Source organism: Exiguobacterium sp. s140 (assembly GCF_018617035.1).
Lineage (GTDB): Bacteria > Bacillota > Bacilli > Exiguobacteriales > Exiguobacteriaceae > Exiguobacterium > Exiguobacterium profundum.
On sequence record NZ_JACSJK010000006.1, the window covers coordinates 21919 to 37878 of the forward strand.

The following is a 15960-nucleotide window of genomic DNA, read 5'->3' on the forward strand; positions in this document are numbered from 1 at the left end:
CTAAACCGTATCTCTATCTGTTCTGAGTTCAAGAAATTTTGCTGCGTTCCGCTTTAATTTCTTCTACCAATTGGTCATAGTAATCGGCGTTCAAGAAGTTCGTGACCGAACGATGAATCGCATTCGGTGCTTGCGCTTCCGCACGCTCCGTCAAATCTTCGTGTGTGATGACGAACTGAGCATCTTTCGGCAAGTTGCTGATGGACGTGTTCGTCACTTTGATTGGCAAGTTCGCTTTGTTGACCTTGTTCCGGAGAACCGATGCTCCCATGGCACTCGATCCCATTCCAGCGTCACAAGCGAAGATGATATGGTCGACTTTATCAAGACGATCTGTCACGAGAGCCGATGCGTAAGACTGTTTACCTTTCATCGCACTCACGTTTTGTGTCGCTTCTTCGAGTGATACTTCCTCTGCTGCGCTCGATTTCAAGATAACACTAGCCACAGCGAACGTGACCGCTGCTGACAAGAGAATCCCTGCCACGAGTCCGAGATATGAACCGCGTGACGCCATCGCAAGAATGGCAAAGATACTACCTGGTGAAGCAGGTGCGACGAGACCGACATCAAAGAGTACGAACGTGAAGATCCCTGTTGCGCCCCCTGCGATCATCGCAAGGATCAAGACCGGCTTCATCAATACGTATGGGAAGTAAATCTCGTGAATCCCACCAAGGAAGTGAATGATGGCTGCACCCGGTGCCGTACGTTTCGCTGCACCTTTGGCGAAGAACATATAGGCGAGAAGTAATCCAAGACCTGGTCCTGGGTTTGCTTCAAGTAAGAAGAGAACGGACTTTCCAGCGTCTGCGACTTGATCGACACCAAGCGGACTCAAGATCCCGTGGTTGATGGCGTTGTTCAAGAAGAGAACTTTTGCCGGTTCGATGAACAGACTCGCAATCGGAAGCAATTTCGCGCCGACGATCCAGTCAACACCTGCCGCCATGACTTTATCGAGGGCACTCATGATCGGACCAAAGATTTCAAATCCTCCAAGCATGAGAAGACCACCGATGATTCCAACTGAGAAGTTGTTGACGAGCATTTCAAATCCCGCTTTAACTTTGCCTTCAAGGGCACGGTCGACTTGGCGGATGACATAACCACCGAGTGGACCCATGATCATCGCACCGAGGAACATCGGAATGTCGGTACCGACGATGACCCCCATCGTGGCGAGTGCCCCGACGACACCGCCTCGTACGTCATGAAGTAATTTACCACCAGTGAAACCGATGAGTAATGGTAAGAGATACGTGATTGTTGGACCAACGAGTTCTGCTAATTTTTCGTTTGGCCACCATCCTGTTGGAATGAAGAGTGCTGTGATAATCCCCCAGGCAATGAAGGCGCCGATGTTCGGCATGACCATCCCACTGAGGAAACTACCGAACCGTTGTACTTTGACTCGGACCCCGCCCGAGCTTGCTTGCGTATTCGCCATGTATAAAACCTCCAGTCGTTTAAATGTGAAAGGTTGAATGTGTAGTGTAGCTAACCGGTTTGTGCTCTACACCTGTATTGTATGCCTGGAGTAAGCGCTTTCTCAATTCAATCCAGTTCACACTTTGGCAACATTTTGTGCCAAACAAAAAAATGACCATGGTTCGGTCATTTTTCGTACAACGTCTCATGAATCATTTTCTTCATGCATTCGTGTAGGAGTAAACGAAGATCTTCTTTCGTTCCCGTGCTATAAAGACGCATATGCTCCTCACTCTCAATGAGCGACCCGCTGATCGCACTTAGGAACTGAAGCTCGACGTCACGTGCTTCTTCCGGTGCCAGCAAGACAAGAAGACGTGTCACCGGTTCGGTCGACTGATCCATCATAAGGAGTGGGATCGATGTCGTTAAATCAAACGCAAACACACTCGCCTTCTCAATCGAGGCATGTCGTCCGTGGAATAACGCCAGTTTCGTACCAGGCACCCCAAGGCCCGCGACCTCGTGACGACGAAGCAGTTGGGCAGAGAGCTGAATTCCGCTTTGTACGAGGTCACATTCTTCTAAATGTGTACCGATATCAAGCAAGATATCTTCTAAACGATCCGTATTATTGAGCGTGACCAAATCGAACTGGTCATCCATCCGCTCGAACGTCTCGACCAATTCCCCGAGTTCTGCGAAATCAAGCATCGTTGAACGCGGCTTCGTTGCGAGTGTCTGAAAGGATTGCGGTAAAGATAGTAAAAGATGACGGACGCGCTGTACTTCTTCACTCGTCAACAACGGATTGACAATCAATGTCGGTACCGAGAGTGGTGGTAATGGCACCGTCGACAAGATGACATCATATTCCTCAAGTCGGTGCTGTTCGAGTCCGAAAAGTGATGAGTTGACGACGTCTTGCATCTCTGGGAACTCTTGGCGTACCCGATTGACGAGCATCTTCGACGAACCGAGTCCGGCCGAACAGATGACGAGCGCCCGATATTCGCGGCGGCGCACCGGTTTGACGAGTGCTGCCGCAAAGTGCATCGCCCAAAAAACCGTTTCTTCTTCGGAGAACGTATTCGTCCCAAAGACGATGTCGGCGGCCTGTTGAATCGCCGAACGAAGTCCCGGATAGTCGCGGTCGATGTGGGGCTTGACCGTACTCGTCTCTGGTAGCGCCTGCGTATTCATACTCGAGAGGATGTGAGCAAGCAGTCCTCGTTCGAGAGCCGCGTCATCCGTAAAGGTAAACCCGTAGATGAGCGAGACGTGATGAATCAGTTTATGCACCCGAATCTGCATGATCCAGCGTTCTTCCTCGTCTTCTTTCATTTGATCTTTAATTGAGCGCAGACGATTCGCCTCTTCCGCGAACCAGACGCGTTCCGCCATCGAGTAAGTGATACCGAGAGCCGCTTCCATATCGGTGGCGACTTTCAGATAGTCCTCGGACCGTCCTTTCGTATACATCTCTAAAAAGAATCCAGACGCTAACCGCTCTTGTTGCACGCCGTAAGCGAACGTGACTCGCATGATGGTGCGGTCGTCCATCCGCTCAAACGAAAGGGATTTCAAATAATCATAACCGTCTCGAAGACCTTCAAGCATCTCCTCGCATGGTACCATCTTTAAAAAAGCAGGAATGTAGTCGTCTTCTCCACGGACGAAGCGATAAAATGCGAGCGTGTCCCAGTGGGCAAGCAGAGCGTTGATGAGTAGCTTACGCTTCTCGGACTCATAACCGAGCACTCTAGCCCCAACACCTTTTTTCCGTTCAACTTCTAAATGATACTCTTCGAACCATCGATCCAATTTCTCTAGGTCTTGTGTCAACGTACTCGGCGAGACGTGCATCTGTTTGGCGACCGCCTGCAATTTAAGCGTATCGTTCTCGAACAAGAGACGCCACGCCAGCTCAAATAAGCGGTCCTCGCTCGTCGGGATCGCTTCTGCGGATAAGATGAGGTCTTCTCGTAACTGTTGCTTCGCAGATGGTTTGCCGACCAGGCTCAGTCCATGACCGCGTTGCCAAGCGAGTTCGAGTTCGAACTCTTTTAAGATGCCTTCAAGTAATTGTCGTTCTCGTTGAATCGTGCGCTCAGACAAATTCACCGCTTGCGCGATTTCGGCGAGCGGTGTCGATGTCTCAGTTGCCAATAAGTGTAGTAAAATCGACCGCTCTCGCGCGGTCCACTCATGTCTCATGCTCATCCATCCATTCTTCGACAAGTAGTCGGTATTCCTCGAGCGACAGGAGTTGTCGGACTGACCGGACACGTGCGGTCGGATGGGTGACCGGGGTCGCCCCTTCCTGATAGAGAATCAAATCCACCTCGTTCGGGATGTTTTGAATCGTTCCGTGCGTAATCGTACAAAGCAAGCGCCCCTTGCTTGCCTGTGCGAACAACTTCGCCGCCATCGCACTTGTCACAAACCCGCTATGGCAAGCAATGTATACGTTCATGTCAGCCCTTCTTTCATCGCTTATCTTTATCTAATCATAAGTTGGAACCGCTTACTTCTCCTACTATTTTGCTTGTTGGCAAAGATATCGGCAAGCAGTAAAAAGCACCTCTCCTGAAGAAAGGTGCCTTACACTATGTTCAGTTTATTCCACTGTCACCGATTTCGCCAAGTTCCGTGGCTTGTCCACGTCACATCCACGAGCGAGTGCCGCGTAATATGCCATCAATTGAACCGGCAATACGTTGATGAGCGGTGCCAAGAGTGGCTCGACGTGCGGCAAAATGAAGTCATCATTCTCATGTTCCACGCCTTGCATGGAGATGATACAGGCGTTCGCGCCACGGGCGACGACCTCTTTAACATTTCCACGAATATTCAAGTTCGTCTTCGGTTGTGAGATGAGCGCGATGACCGGTGTCCCGTCTTCAATCAAGGCAATCGACCCATGCTTCAGTTCCCCACCTGGGTACCCTTCCGCTTGGATATACGAAATCTCTTTTACTTTGAGCGCTCCTTCGAGACAGACAGATGCGTCAAGCCCACGACCGATGAAGAACGTGTTAGGTGTCGTTTTCAAATAACGTTCCGCAAGGTCTTCGAACAACTCTTTTTGCGCCATGATCGAGTCCATGATGGTCGCAACTCGGGCAAGCTCCGGCATGAGATCAAACGGCAATTCTTTCCCTGTCGCACGAGCGATGTCATACGCGAGAATCGCGAGGACGGCGATTTGCGCCGTGTACGCTTTCGTCGAGGCGACCGCGATCTCTGGTCCTGCATGGAGGAGCATCGTCTCATTCGCTTCGCGTGAGAGCGTCGATCCCGGTACATTCGTCATGGTGAGCGCTTTGTATCCGCGTTTCTTCACTTCGACGAGTACGGCACGGCTGTCCGCTGTCTCACCGGATTGTGATAAGAAGACGAACAACGGACGTTCACTTAAGAGCGGCATGTTGTAGCCGAATTCAGAAGAAACGTGCACTTCTGTCGGAATGCCAGCGATGCGTTCTAAAATGTCTTTTCCGACGAGTCCCGCGTTATAGCTCGTCCCACATGCGACGATATAGATCCGGTCCGCTTCTGACACGAGCTCACGCACGCCTTCCGTGAGTTCGATGTCGCCGTTCTCGTTCTGGTAATGCTGGATGATGTTGCGGATGACGGCCGGTTGCTCGTCCATCTCTTTCAACATGTAGTGCGCGTACGTGCCCTTCTCGATATCTGACGCATCGATCTCAGCCGTGTATGGCGCGCGTTCGAGCACGTCACCGTCGAGCGTTTTGATTGTCGCCGACTCATGTGTGAGGATGACGATTTCACCGTCGTGGAGCTCGAGGTACTGGTCTGTCACCTGGAGCATCGCCATCGCGTCTGATGCGACGACGTTGAACGTGCCGTCACCGAGTCCGACGAGGAGTGGTGACTTGTTCTTCCCGATATAGAGGCGCTCTTTGTCCTCTGAGTCGATCATCGCGATCGCATACGAACCGTGGAGGTCCGAGAGCGTCTTGCGGAACGCCGCCTCGACGTCGCCGAGCTCGACGAAGTGTTTCTCCATGAGCTGGACGATGACTTCCGTGTCCGTCTCCGAAAGGAACGGGACGTCGAGCGTGGCTTTCAATTGTTCGTCGTTCTCGATCACGCCGTTGTGCACGAGCGTGAAACGTCCTGTCGTGCTCTGATGCGGGTGGGCGTTCGGTACACTCGGTACCCCGTGTGTCGCCCAACGCGTATGACCGATTCCAATTGTCCCTTCGGCGTCCGCCGGTACGATGTCACGAAGTGCTTGAATTCGTCCTACTTCTTTGAACGTACGAACGTCCTCGCCGACTAAGGCAATTCCTGCTGAGTCATAACCACGATATTCAAGTTTTTCGAGACCTTTCAATAAAATCTCTTTCGTTCCCACTTGTCCGATCATTCCTACGATTCCACACATAAACAAATCTCCTCTATTCTTCGATTTCTCGAAAAAGGAAACGGGCTTTTTAGAGTAATGTCATCAAGTCTCGCTTTGTCCGTCCGGTCACCCGAACGTTTTATCAAGACTCTCTCAGTCGTGACACGCGACTGGAAGGCATCCGCCGAAATCTCGATCACCTTCGTCCTCGTCAACTCCGCAGAGTTCTGGCGCTTCCACTTCATATCTAGCCGTTTCTCCAGATACGCTTTCATGCTATCGAGTACAAGGCGTGTTGGATAGAGAAATTGTTAAAGTAGTCGCTAAATACTTTTTTACCGTTCATGTAAAAGTCACCACTTTCACTAAAATGCCATCAATGTATCAGGTTTTCGAGTAAGGAGAGAACGGGCATGATACAAGTAACGAGTAAAGAAACGAGGGGAAACACATGGGTGGAATCTTCCTATTGATCGGCATTCTGTTATCCGTCTTATCCAGGTGGCTCGAATTTGAAGGCAATAGCACGTTAGGGGATGTCATGTTGTTTCCTGCGATTTTCTTTATGGCTATGGCTTTTCTCTGCAGTTTCCCTTATTTCAAGGAATGGTGGGGTGACCGCTCCACCCGTAAGAAAGCATTCTTTTCGTGATTTTTGCCGCAGTCGGCATCCTATGTCTGCAAGCTGCTTTCTGGTTTGTTGTTTGGCGCGATCAATGGCTCGGGCTCCTTTTCGTCATACCGTTCCTAGCATGCGCAGGATTCATCGCTCGATTATTCAAATAAAAAGAGGATGCGCAATCGCACATCCTCCTCATTATTTCACGGTAAAGTCGACCACCACACCATAATGATCACTCGGTACAACATCCCTACTCGTCCGCATGTCGCCGAATACATCGACATGCTGAACCTCGAGTTCACTCCATTCCGAACGGAACAGAATCCAATCATATCGTTCAGACTGCTCGAGATGAGAAGATTGCAAGTATGGATTGTGCTTTACGTCTAACGTCGGGCGTGCCTCTTCGCCAACAAACGTCGTCACGTCCAGCCACCCTGCATCTGATACATCATCATAGATATTCGATCGAGGATGATCATTGAAATCTCCACACAACACTTCAATCGTCTTTTGGCGCCCCTTGCTTAACCAGTCTCGTACCACTTTCATCTGGCATTCTCGAATCGAAGAAGAGTGCCAGTTCAGATGCACATTCGTGATGCCCCATTCCTGACCGCCGAACGTAAGCGTCACTCGGGTCGCACAAAAGTTTGACTCTTCCACATCCTCTTCCCAAATCGCTTCAACTGAAGAAAAAGGGACTTTACTCAAAAAAGCGAGTCCTTCGTCCGGTGAGTCGGGATAAGGATGAAAGACGCAGTACGGATAACCCGTCGCTTTCGCAATGTCATGAGCCACACTGCCTTTTTCATAAGAACAGACTTCTTGCAGTGCAATCAAATCCGCGTCGATTCGTTTCACTTCTTGGCAAATCGCATCGATTCGTTTTTGCCATGACGTGTCATGATTCCAAATATTATATGTCGCAATCCTCACTTCATCTTCCTACTTTCTCGAGTGAGTCACGCGCCCCCCCATTTTTGTTCTTCTCTTAATTCACGTTCCGTGACGTAGTTCTCATCAAGACGAACCATATATCGCTCGTACCATTTATGACCGATGACGGATATGACACCTCCAGTGACCATCAACCCAATAAAGTAAGGTGTCTCAATTTGTTTCGTTACCCATCCGAACATGAGGATGAGCAAAATCGGGAACGTCAAAAAATTAAAAATCGACATCAAGTGTATGTGACGTTTGGCGTCTCGATTCGTTAAATACTTCAATTGAATCGTTTCTTTCTTCCAAGATTTTTTAATCGCAAATAGACCCGCAAATTGACCAATCAAAAGAACAGTTCCTGCTGACACCCATCCTTTTTCAGTCGCAACAAACAGCACAATACAGATCATCCACGACAGAAAAGTGAAGACTCCATTCTTTTCAGTTTCCACTCTGACAAGCTCTCTCATCTGATCACGCTTGTTCACGACGTTGCTCCTTCTCGTATTCACGGACCTCACGAATTTCTTTTAAATCTTGATCCGTCAAATAGTTTTCATCGTAAGACTGAATGACGCGGTCGAACCGCTTCGCCAAGTATTCAATCCCGAAAAACGTCAGTTGCGAAAGGAGGAACATACGGAACGATTGTGGACCTGTCGTTTCACTCGTGAAGTAAAAGAGTCCGTAAATCCCGACACCCGTCAAAGCGAGCGTATGTGCCATCATCTTGAACGATAAGAGGTTACGTGCCGTCTGATTCGTCACAAAGCGCAACCACATCCGATATTGGATAAAAATACCTGTTAAGATTGCGGCGAGCACCGCATATAATGTTCCCGTGACGACACCATCTGAGAGTGTCCAATACGAGGCATAAATCAAAAAACTGACGACGAGTCCGATTCCGATGATGCCGACACCCCATTTAGTCAAGCGGTCTACTTTTAGAATCGTGTCGATTTGCGCTTTTACTTTTGGTGATGGTTCCATATGGCTCCCTCGCTTTCTAGTATCGCTTCATACGTTGGTAATCCTGACTGATGCGTATGGATTCGCTCTTCCCACTTCTTCTCTCGATACGATTTCGTCAACCCCCAAAGGGCGACGATCCCACCGGTCAGGATGAAGGCATCTTCGTTCACATACATCGGGATGAAGAGCACAAATAACGAAACAGCACTAATCCAACAGTCAACGAGTCGATATCGCAACACCCGAACGACGTTTTGATGTTCGGCAAAAGGGCGAATGACTCGATATTCCATATATCCTTTATAAGCCATGCCAATGGATACGACCAACATGACCGGGATGACCCACGTCGCCTGTATCCGTAACATGGTGATGAACGAAATGAGGAATATGACGAGTACCGGCCAGCCAAAGAATCGATCAAATTGTTTAGCATGCGCGACTTTAAGTTCAACTTGACGATTCATGTGCGACACTCCCTTCAATCACTTCCTCATACGTCGGTAATTCCGGATCGATTTGTTTAAGTTGCTTCGTGAACCACTTCTGCCGAATCGGACTGAGTACTCCCCATATCCCAAAAAAGAGACCTATCACGAGACCAAAATCTTCCGCTGTCAGAAGTGTCACCATGAGCGCCGTCAACAAAATCGCATCCACCCATTCGAATACGTATTGGAATATAAGCATTCGATGAGCTTTCGGATGTTTTGTCATTCGCCACATGATACGCATCTCTTGATAGCCCATCACGACGATGATCATAGAGACCGACGCCATGACGGGGATGAGCCACATTTTCTCTAATAAGAGAGCGACAATAATGGCCGTGACATAAAGAATCAAAATGGGTACGGCATAACCTCGCATTCGTCGCATCCACTTTACGTCGTGCTCCACCTATATCGCCTCCTTGTCGAAATGTATATACTCCATATCTTGTTGTTTCGTTTGTTTGTTCACGTTCAACGTCAATAGCATTGCACCACTGATGAATATCGTGACACCCATATACGCCACGTTTGAGGCGAACAATAATTGATGATTCAACGCGAGGAAAAAGGCAGCACTGTTGATCCCGTCCCGAACGAGTTGACGACGATACAATCCTTTCAATTCTGGTTGAAACCTCAGGCGCATTCGATAACGCTTCACATATAAGATGTTCAGCGGAATGAGCGTACAGGCGATATACAGCACGCCCCACGTAAGATCATCTGTTAATAAACTGATTGGTAACATCAGCACTACAAATGTTCCAAACAAGCCGAATATCCATTGGTCGAATAAACGCTTCCATGCTTTTTCTTGCATTATGCGTTCATTCATCTCATCAACCGTTGTTTCTCGGATTGATCCACCAAAGGCATGCGTTCTCCAAACTGTCTTTGGAAAGTTTGACCGAACACCATCCACAAGGTGAGAACAACAAAAATTGTCAATGTGTCAACTTTCATAAAAAGGAGCGTCACGGTTATTACAATAAGAATTGCAGAATCCACTAAGTCATATATGAGCTCCCATTTAAGAGATTTCACTTTGGTTTTTCCGCTTACATGCGTACGTTGTTTCTGATACTTGCTAACGTCTATCCCAATCATCGCGATCCCGACAACAATGAGTGGAACTGTCAGCCCTACATTACCTTCGAAGTACGACACAGCAAGCGCTATGAGTATGAACGCAAACGAGGTATATTTTATTCGAAGTGGTGACTTCCACCATGTCTCCTCTTGTACGAAACGATTTTGATTGTTCACTTAACAAACACCCTTTCTATAAAGCATCTATCTCCCTTATACGTATAATTTCTTATTATTGTTTCACATTTTCCGAATATTCTCGCAATGAATCGTTCGACTTTTTTCAACAATTGACGAATGGAAGAGATATGCCTGAAACAAAAACGACAGCCCTTCTCAGCAATGAGGAGGGCTGTTATATTTAGGGAAAAGAGTTAAGGAGTTGGAAATTTGAAAGCTTATTACCCTTCTATATTCGCCGTTATCGCTGGTCTGTCCGGATTACTCGGATTGGCGCTTCAATCGGTCTACCCCATCCTGTTGTTTCCTGTCTTTTTACTCATTGCGGGATACTTTATGGTACATGCGAAGAAGCAGAAAACAACCGTCCGAAATTATACGCCGAGCTTTCTGATCCTATCGAGCGCCGCCCTTGCATTCGGTCTTGGCTTCCAATCGATCTTGCCGTATGCCATGCTCATCGGAATCGTGATCCATACAGTCTGTCTCTTCTGTGCCATCATCGCACTCGGACGATATCGTGCACATGTCTCATGAAGGCTGTGACTGGACTCGGTTGGGGCGCATTGATTTTAACACTCGCACTCGCCCCGCTACTTGCCGTCGATTTGATTCTCATCTATCTGCTTGAAGACACACCGTTCCGAATCTTATCGACTCTTGCGATGCTCGGTTGTTTCTATCTATTGTCGACAATCCTCAGTTTGTTCGTTGATGCGTTAACGGGAGCATTACGCTCGTTTGTTCATTCGAACATACCGCGTCTAATCGACACCATTCTTCACGGAACAGTGAGCGGAATCAGTCTATACGTCGTACTGACACTCTTTCCGTCTATCGATTTATCGACGCTCACCGTAATGGCGATTGTATTCGTACACTTATTCGGTGCATCATTTTGGCTAAATCGTGAGAATTCGAAAGAAGACGTACCTCTTGAACTTGATTCAATCGATCAGCAGATCATCCACCTGTTACGAACCGAAACAATCGTGTCCTGCGTCGAACGCATCCAGCATGATTACCCGAATTTACCGAAACGGGACATATTGAAACGAGTCAAACGCATCAGTCAATCCAACAAAGTCACCGAACCGTTTCATGGTCGGTGACTTTTGTGCGTCATCACGAGTGAATCGTGAGATTTATCCTGGTGTTTCGTTGCCCAATCTATGTAAACAAACGCCAGCCCTTTTTCAGTGCTAGCGTTTTACGTATCCTCTTTCCGGAGCGAATAGCCCTCCACTTCAAGCAACCGCATCCGCCTCTGGTCAATCGCCGCATGAATAATCACGGTCACACCTGGATTGAGCTCCATCATTTTCTTGATTTTTCGTAAGTCATCTCCCTTGATCTCAACGGGCAACACGAACTCGCCTTCTCTCAAATGAACGAATTTGATTTTCCCAAGGTCGTCATATCCCGTCACTTCGTATGTCGCAAACTCACGTTTCATAGAACATCCCTCCCCTATCCTCGTTCCCAAAAAGATAGCATTCCACACAAAAAATCCATCCCCGTAGCGGCAGGGATGGATGCATGTTACGCCTCGACGCTATCTGCGTGTTTGGCTTTATGGTCGGCGATGACACCGGCATACCACTTCGCGCTGTCTTTCCAGATGCGCTCCTGTGTCTCGAAGTCGATATAGAGGATGCCGAAGCGCTTCTCATAACCGAAGCTCCATTCGAAGTTATCCATGAGCGACCAGAGGTAGTAGCCTTGAATGTTCATGCCTTCATCGTTCAAATCGGAGACGGCTTCGAGGTGCTGGCGGACGTAGTCGATCCGGTTATCGTCATGGACTTCAAGACGCCAACTGAAAGTGCTCCGAGTGTAAGTAAGCTGACTAATTTACGCATGTGTTGTCCCCATCCTTTTTATAAGTAATAGTAGAAAGCGCTTGCAAGAAGAGGTTTAAAAATTATCGAAAGCGGTTTCGATTTTCTCTAAAAAATGACTTTCGAAATCGCGTTCCCTTCTCCATCCACTGAAGAAAAGAGAGCGACTTCGAAATATCATTGGCTATAAATCACTGTTTGACCGGTTCACAGGATGCCCGTTCGACTAAGCGTACCGGAATGACGCGACGTTCAGTGAGTCGCTCTTTCGCGGTCATTTGTTCAAGTAAAAGTTCTGCTGCCGCTTCTCCGATTTCGTCCGTATCTTGGCGAATCGTGGTCAGTTTTGGCGTGATGTATTGTATCATTTCAATGTCATCATATCCGATGACAGAGATGTCATTCGGGACATGAAGACCGTGTTCGTGAATGGCTTCGATTACACCGATTGCCATTTGATCCCCGGCCACAAAGACTGCAGTCGGTTGATCGTCTAGTTCAAGCAATCGTTCCATCGCTTGCTTGCCTTCCTCAACCGAGAAGAAACCGGCGTTGACGAGGTAGCCCGGTCGAATCGGAAGGTCCAGCTCTTGCATCGCAAGTTCATATCCTTTGATTCGCGCCGCTCCGGCGTCAATCGTTTCATCCCCAGCGATGTGGGCAATTTTTCGGTGACCGAGTTCATAGAGATAATTCACAGCGAGGCGTGCCCCTTCGATGTTATCGGAATAGACGACGCTACAGTTGGCGCTGTCCATATCGACGACGACGATCGGGATGTCGCTTCGCATGAGCTCTTGAACTTGCTCATCCATTCGGTCCGAGCAGATGACGACGATGCCGTCGACCGCACGGTGTTTAAAATGTTCGAGGTAACTCATGTCACGATTGCGTAGATTTCGCGAGGCGAAAATCAAATCGTAGCCTTGCTCCTCTGTCGCGTGACGAAAACTTTCGATGATCCCGTTGAAGAACGGGTGTTTCATCCCGACTTCATTCGCTTCTGAGAACATGACCCCAATCGCCCATGATTTTTTCGTCGATAACGACTGGGCATGTGCGTTCGGCAAGTAGTCCATCTCAGCAGCGGCTTGAAGAATTTTCGCTCTCGTCTTGTCACTCACGTCTTTGTAATTGTTCAACGCTTTGGACACTGTCGTGATCGAGAATCCTGTTTTTTTGGCTAAATCATAAATCGTACCCATGTCATTCCCCTCTTCCCGAAAGCGCTTTCGGTAATTTGATTGTAGCGTATGGATTTGTAGGAATCAATTCTTTTTCGAGGAAACTTTTTGATTCTTTCTTCCATTCCTTGTTTCTTCTATATTACTGTATCGGGAAATTTTTGTCCTTAATGTGTCCGCGTATACAACCACACAAGATTCGTAAACTTTTGCACCTCTGTTTCGTCCGTCACGCCTTTAAATAGTCGCTGGAACGGTTTCAACAATTGCTCTAACACGATTTTTCGTAGACGCTCTTGTTTGAGTTCGAACGAAATCGCATCGAACAAATCACGCTGTTCTTCCGTCATGTCGACATGCTCTTCGATACGAGCAGCCATCTCGATCAATTCCTCGATTGTTATGAGATGTTTATCTGTCGTCCCACGCATTTGATCGACCGTGACCGGGTTCAAGACGTGCTCCCCTGTCTCCATCATCCGAGCGGCAATCAATTCGACATATGTGTATAAGCTTCGGACGACCTTTTGAGGAGAGTAAGCGGCATTCGTGATCCGGTTCGTGAACAAGATATGTTGCAACATTCCGTTGAAGAGCACCGTCAATTCCATCGAATACGGTCTGACAGCCTCTCCGATAATTTCCGTCAAACGCATCGCAATCCATTCAATCTCATAAATGCGATGTTGAAGTACAAGTTTCTTCAATTCATTCTCGTTTGACGACATGATCGATTCAAATAACGCATGCAAATTCCGTTCTTCGTTCAATTGAATCAATATCGAGATTTGCTCGATGAAGACGTCACGATCTCGTTTATCGCGCCCCATCTGCATCTCAATCCGGCGTTGCCCTGCATCATATCGTAAGTTCTCGAGGATACTGGCGACACAATCCGTCTTCGATGAGAAGTAGTTATAAAACGTCCCTTTGGAGATGTTGGCACGGTCGATAATCTCTTGCACCGATGTGTGTTGCACTCCATTTTCGATGAAGAGAGACATGGCAATATCGGCGACTTTTCTTTTTTTCTCTTTCATTCTTACATGGCTCCGTTCTGTCTGGTTTGTACCTTTACTATAGCACCGAAAACCATTTTAGACTAATAGTACAAAATGGTTGCTTTATTTATACAACGGGTATAAAATCATTTCATCGACACTTACCAACACATAACTATTTAGAAAATAAAGGAGCCATCCATATGAAACCAGAATTCCAAAAGAAACCGCCTTACGTCATGTTGGCGGTCCTCTTTGCGGGTGCGTTTATCGCATTCCTGAACAACTCATTACTCAACGTCGCGCTCCCATCGATCATGGTCGACCTCGAAATCGCGGATTACTCGACCGTACAGTGGCTTGCGACCGGCTTTATGCTCGTGACAGGTGTTCTTGTCCCGGCATCCGCCTATTTGATCACTCGTTTTTCAAACCGAAGCTTGTTCATTACGTCGATGAGCATCTTCGCCATCGGTACGGCTATCGCGGCCTTCTCGCCAAACTTTGGCTGGTTGTTGAGCGGTCGGATGATTCAAGCCGTCGGAGCCTCGACAATGGGACCACTCTTGATGAACGTCATGCTCGTCAGCTTCCCTCGTGAAAAACGGGGAATGGCGATGGGAATCTTCGGGCTCGTCATGATCTCGGCACCTGCGATTGGACCGACACTCTCGGGTTATATCGTCGAGTACTATGACTGGCGCGTCTTATTCGAAATGATTTTACCGCTCGCCATCATCGGTCTCGTGCTCGCTGTTTGGAAAGCGGAGAACGTCATGGTCCAAAACAAAGATCAGTCACTCGATTACTTGTCACTTGTTTTATCAACGCTCGGATTTGGTGGGATTTTATACGGTGTCAGTTCAGCAAGCTCGGATGGCTGGGACAATCCAATTATCTTAGCGACGATGATTATCGGTGCCATCTCATTGATTGCCTTCATCTATCGCCAGCTCCATATGGAAAAACCATTGCTCGACTTGCGTGCTTACAAACATCCGATGTTCGCACTCGCGTCAGTCATTGCGATGGTCAACGCGGTCGCGATGTTCTCCGGTATGATTTTGGCACCGGCTTACGTCCAAAGCGTACGTGGTATCTCCCCACTCGATTCAGGGCTCATGCTTCTTCCTGGTGCGATCATCATGGGAATCATGTCGCCGATCACAGGTAAACTGTTTGACCGATTCGGACCAAAATTATTGGCAATTACCGGATTGACGATCACCGCCGTATCGACGTACATGCTCGCTCACGTCCAACTTGACTCGACCTACACGTATATCGTCTTAACGTACACATTGCGTATGTTCGGGATGTCGATGGTCATGATGCCGATCATGACAAATGGACTCAACCAGTTACCGACTCGCCTCAATCCGCACGGAACGGCCATCAACAACACGGCCCAACAAGTATCTGGTGCGATTGGTACGGCAGTCCTCGTCACTATCATGAACTCGGTGACACGCACGGAAGCTGAATCATTGATGACCGGAATTGATCCTGCGACACTCACAGAGAGCTCAATGGGCGCCATCACTCAGCAAGCCCTCTTGTCTGGGATTCAATATTCGTTCTATGTCGCACTCGGGATGAACCTCTTGGCACTCGTTTTAGCATTTTTCGTGAAACGCGTGGATGTACGGAAGTTCGATGACAATGTAGAAACTGTTGAAGAATTGAAACAAGCGAATTAAATGTTGAGAAGCCGCTTTGAATGTTGAATTCAGAGCGGTTTTTTTAATTTCTCATTCCCTTCATAAATAAATCTGAAATTAAAATTTAATCCTAATATGGTATTATTTCTCAATGGA

General features: G+C 47.9%; 18 protein-coding genes and 1 pseudogene. 4 read left to right on the forward strand and 15 right to left on the reverse strand.

The annotated features are described in order from the left end of the window. Positions 1-28: 28 nt before the first annotated feature. The 4 genes from KNO61_RS15785 to glmS all read right to left on the reverse strand — a co-directional run bounded on the left by KNO61_RS15785 (position 29) and on the right by glmS (position 5848). Positions 29-1450, reverse strand: a complete 1422-nt coding sequence (locus tag KNO61_RS15785; protein ID WP_196431520.1) for a PTS mannitol transporter subunit IIBC — start codon at positions 1448-1450, stop codon at positions 29-31. A 167-nt stretch (positions 1451-1617) separates the two neighbouring features. Next, a complete protein-coding gene (locus tag KNO61_RS15790; protein ID WP_214689444.1) occupies positions 1618-3648 on the reverse strand; it encodes a BglG family transcription antiterminator in 2031 nt (676 codons plus the stop codon). Further along, on the reverse strand, positions 3638-3907 hold the full coding sequence (locus tag KNO61_RS15795; protein WP_214689446.1) for a PTS sugar transporter subunit IIB: 270 nt from the start codon (positions 3905-3907) through the stop codon (positions 3638-3640). Before KNO61_RS15795 ends, KNO61_RS15790 begins: the two co-directional genes overlap by 11 nt. A 144-nt stretch (positions 3908-4051) precedes the next feature. After that, positions 4052-5848, reverse strand: a complete 1797-nt coding sequence (gene glmS / locus KNO61_RS15800) for a glutamine--fructose-6-phosphate transaminase (isomerizing) (RefSeq protein WP_214873860.1) — start codon at positions 5846-5848, stop codon at positions 4052-4054. A gap of 412 nt (positions 5849-6260) precedes the next feature. Between glmS and KNO61_RS15805 the strand changes: the two genes are divergently transcribed. Next, entirely contained in the window at positions 6261-6461 is a 201-nt protein-coding gene (locus tag KNO61_RS15805; protein WP_214873862.1) for a hypothetical protein, read from the forward strand. Between the two features lie 165 nt (positions 6462-6626). Here the strand turns inward: KNO61_RS15805 and KNO61_RS15810 are convergent, their stop codons facing one another. The 7 genes from KNO61_RS15810 to KNO61_RS15840 are packed head-to-tail and all read right to left on the reverse strand — an operon-like array spanning position 6627 to position 10114. Beyond that, positions 6627-7370 carry an endonuclease/exonuclease/phosphatase family protein gene (locus KNO61_RS15810; RefSeq protein ID WP_214685740.1) on the reverse strand — a complete coding sequence of 248 codons (744 nt, stop codon included), beginning with the start codon at positions 7368-7370 and terminating at the stop codon, positions 6627-6629. 26 nt (positions 7371-7396) lie between these two features. Next, positions 7397-7867 carry a hypothetical protein gene (locus tag KNO61_RS15815; RefSeq protein WP_078146227.1) on the reverse strand — a complete coding sequence of 157 codons (471 nt, stop codon included), beginning with the start codon at positions 7865-7867 and terminating at the stop codon, positions 7397-7399. After that, positions 7854-8372, reverse strand: coding sequence for a hypothetical protein (locus KNO61_RS15820; RefSeq protein ID WP_078146226.1), 519 nt, complete (start codon positions 8370-8372; stop codon positions 7854-7856). Before KNO61_RS15820 ends, KNO61_RS15815 begins: the two co-directional genes overlap by 14 nt. Continuing rightward, the gene (locus KNO61_RS15825; protein ID WP_214873864.1) at positions 8351-8821 is read right to left on the reverse strand and encodes a hypothetical protein; all 471 of its coding nucleotides are present in this window, start codon (positions 8819-8821) and stop codon (positions 8351-8353) included. Before KNO61_RS15825 ends, KNO61_RS15820 begins: the two co-directional genes overlap by 22 nt. Continuing rightward, positions 8805-9254, reverse strand: a complete 450-nt coding sequence (locus tag KNO61_RS15830; RefSeq protein WP_214685738.1) for a hypothetical protein — start codon at positions 9252-9254, stop codon at positions 8805-8807. The genes KNO61_RS15825 and KNO61_RS15830 overlap by 17 nt, the downstream gene beginning before the upstream one ends. After that, positions 9255-9683, reverse strand: coding sequence for a hypothetical protein (locus tag KNO61_RS15835; protein WP_214685736.1), 429 nt, complete (start codon positions 9681-9683; stop codon positions 9255-9257). Then, positions 9680-10114, reverse strand: coding sequence for a hypothetical protein (locus KNO61_RS15840; RefSeq protein WP_214685734.1), 435 nt, complete (start codon positions 10112-10114; stop codon positions 9680-9682). Before KNO61_RS15840 ends, KNO61_RS15835 begins: the two co-directional genes overlap by 4 nt. Before the next feature lie 213 nt (positions 10115-10327). Between KNO61_RS15840 and KNO61_RS15845 the strand changes: the two genes are divergently transcribed. Beyond that, positions 10328-10654, forward strand: coding sequence for a hypothetical protein (locus KNO61_RS15845; protein ID WP_214685732.1), 327 nt, complete (start codon positions 10328-10330; stop codon positions 10652-10654). Continuing rightward, positions 10651-11229 carry a hypothetical protein gene (locus tag KNO61_RS15850; RefSeq protein ID WP_214685730.1) on the forward strand — a complete coding sequence of 193 codons (579 nt, stop codon included), beginning with the start codon at positions 10651-10653 and terminating at the stop codon, positions 11227-11229. The genes KNO61_RS15845 and KNO61_RS15850 overlap by 4 nt, the downstream gene beginning before the upstream one ends. Before the next feature lie 98 nt (positions 11230-11327). Here KNO61_RS15850 and KNO61_RS15855 read toward each other — a convergent pair whose 3' ends face one another. The 4 genes and pseudogenes from KNO61_RS15855 to KNO61_RS15870 form a co-directional block, all read right to left on the reverse strand. After that, positions 11328-11573 (reverse strand): hypothetical protein, encoded by a 246-nt coding sequence (locus tag KNO61_RS15855; RefSeq protein ID WP_031424613.1) that lies wholly within the window; start codon positions 11571-11573, stop codon positions 11328-11330. A gap of 86 nt (positions 11574-11659) precedes the next feature. Beyond that, positions 11660-11926: pseudogene (locus KNO61_RS15860) on the reverse strand (family 1 glycosylhydrolase); the annotation flags it as partial. A gap of 223 nt (positions 11927-12149) precedes the next feature. After that, a complete protein-coding gene (locus KNO61_RS15865; protein WP_214873867.1) occupies positions 12150-13163 on the reverse strand; it encodes a LacI family DNA-binding transcriptional regulator in 1014 nt (337 codons plus the stop codon). Positions 13164-13309: 146 nt separating this feature from the next. Beyond that, positions 13310-14182, reverse strand: a complete 873-nt coding sequence (locus tag KNO61_RS15870; RefSeq protein WP_078146218.1) for a TetR/AcrR family transcriptional regulator — start codon at positions 14180-14182, stop codon at positions 13310-13312. 164 nt (positions 14183-14346) lie between these two features. Here KNO61_RS15870 and KNO61_RS15875 point away from each other — a divergent pair, with 164 nt between their 5' ends. Beyond that, entirely contained in the window at positions 14347-15843 is a 1497-nt protein-coding gene (locus tag KNO61_RS15875) for a DHA2 family efflux MFS transporter permease subunit (protein WP_214873869.1), read from the forward strand. Positions 15844-15960: the final 117 nt, after the last annotated feature.

Bases quoted from the DNA above. Each gene is read 5' to 3' on its own strand.
- KNO61_RS15785 (WP_196431520.1), bottom strand. From the start codon at position 1,450: ATGGCGAATACGCAAGCAAGCTCGGGCGGGGTCCGAGTCAAAGTACAA.
- KNO61_RS15790 (WP_214689444.1), bottom strand. From the start codon at position 3,648: ATGAGACATGAGTGGACCGCGCGAGAGCGGTCGATTTTACTACACTTA.
- KNO61_RS15795 (WP_214689446.1), bottom strand. From the start codon at position 3,907: ATGAACGTATACATTGCTTGCCATAGCGGGTTTGTGACAAGTGCGATG.
- glmS (WP_214873860.1), bottom strand. From the start codon at position 5,848: ATGTGTGGAATCGTAGGAATGATCGGACAAGTGGGAACGAAAGAGATT.
- KNO61_RS15805 (WP_214873862.1), top strand. From the start codon at position 6,261: ATGGGTGGAATCTTCCTATTGATCGGCATTCTGTTATCCGTCTTATCC.
- KNO61_RS15820 (WP_078146226.1), bottom strand. From the start codon at position 8,372: ATGGAACCATCACCAAAAGTAAAAGCGCAAATCGACACGATTCTAAAA.
- KNO61_RS15825 (WP_214873864.1), bottom strand. From the start codon at position 8,821: ATGAATCGTCAAGTTGAACTTAAAGTCGCGCATGCTAAACAATTTGAT.
- KNO61_RS15835 (WP_214685736.1), bottom strand. From the start codon at position 9,683: ATGAATGAACGCATAATGCAAGAAAAAGCATGGAAGCGTTTATTCGAC.
- KNO61_RS15850 (WP_214685730.1), top strand. From the start codon at position 10,651: ATGAAGGCTGTGACTGGACTCGGTTGGGGCGCATTGATTTTAACACTC.
- KNO61_RS15855 (WP_031424613.1), bottom strand. From the start codon at position 11,573: ATGAAACGTGAGTTTGCGACATACGAAGTGACGGGATATGACGACCTT.
- KNO61_RS15865 (WP_214873867.1), bottom strand. From the start codon at position 13,163: ATGGGTACGATTTATGATTTAGCCAAAAAAACAGGATTCTCGATCACG.
- KNO61_RS15870 (WP_078146218.1), bottom strand. From the start codon at position 14,182: ATGAAAGAGAAAAAAAGAAAAGTCGCCGATATTGCCATGTCTCTCTTC.
- KNO61_RS15875 (WP_214873869.1), top strand. From the start codon at position 14,347: ATGAAACCAGAATTCCAAAAGAAACCGCCTTACGTCATGTTGGCGGTC.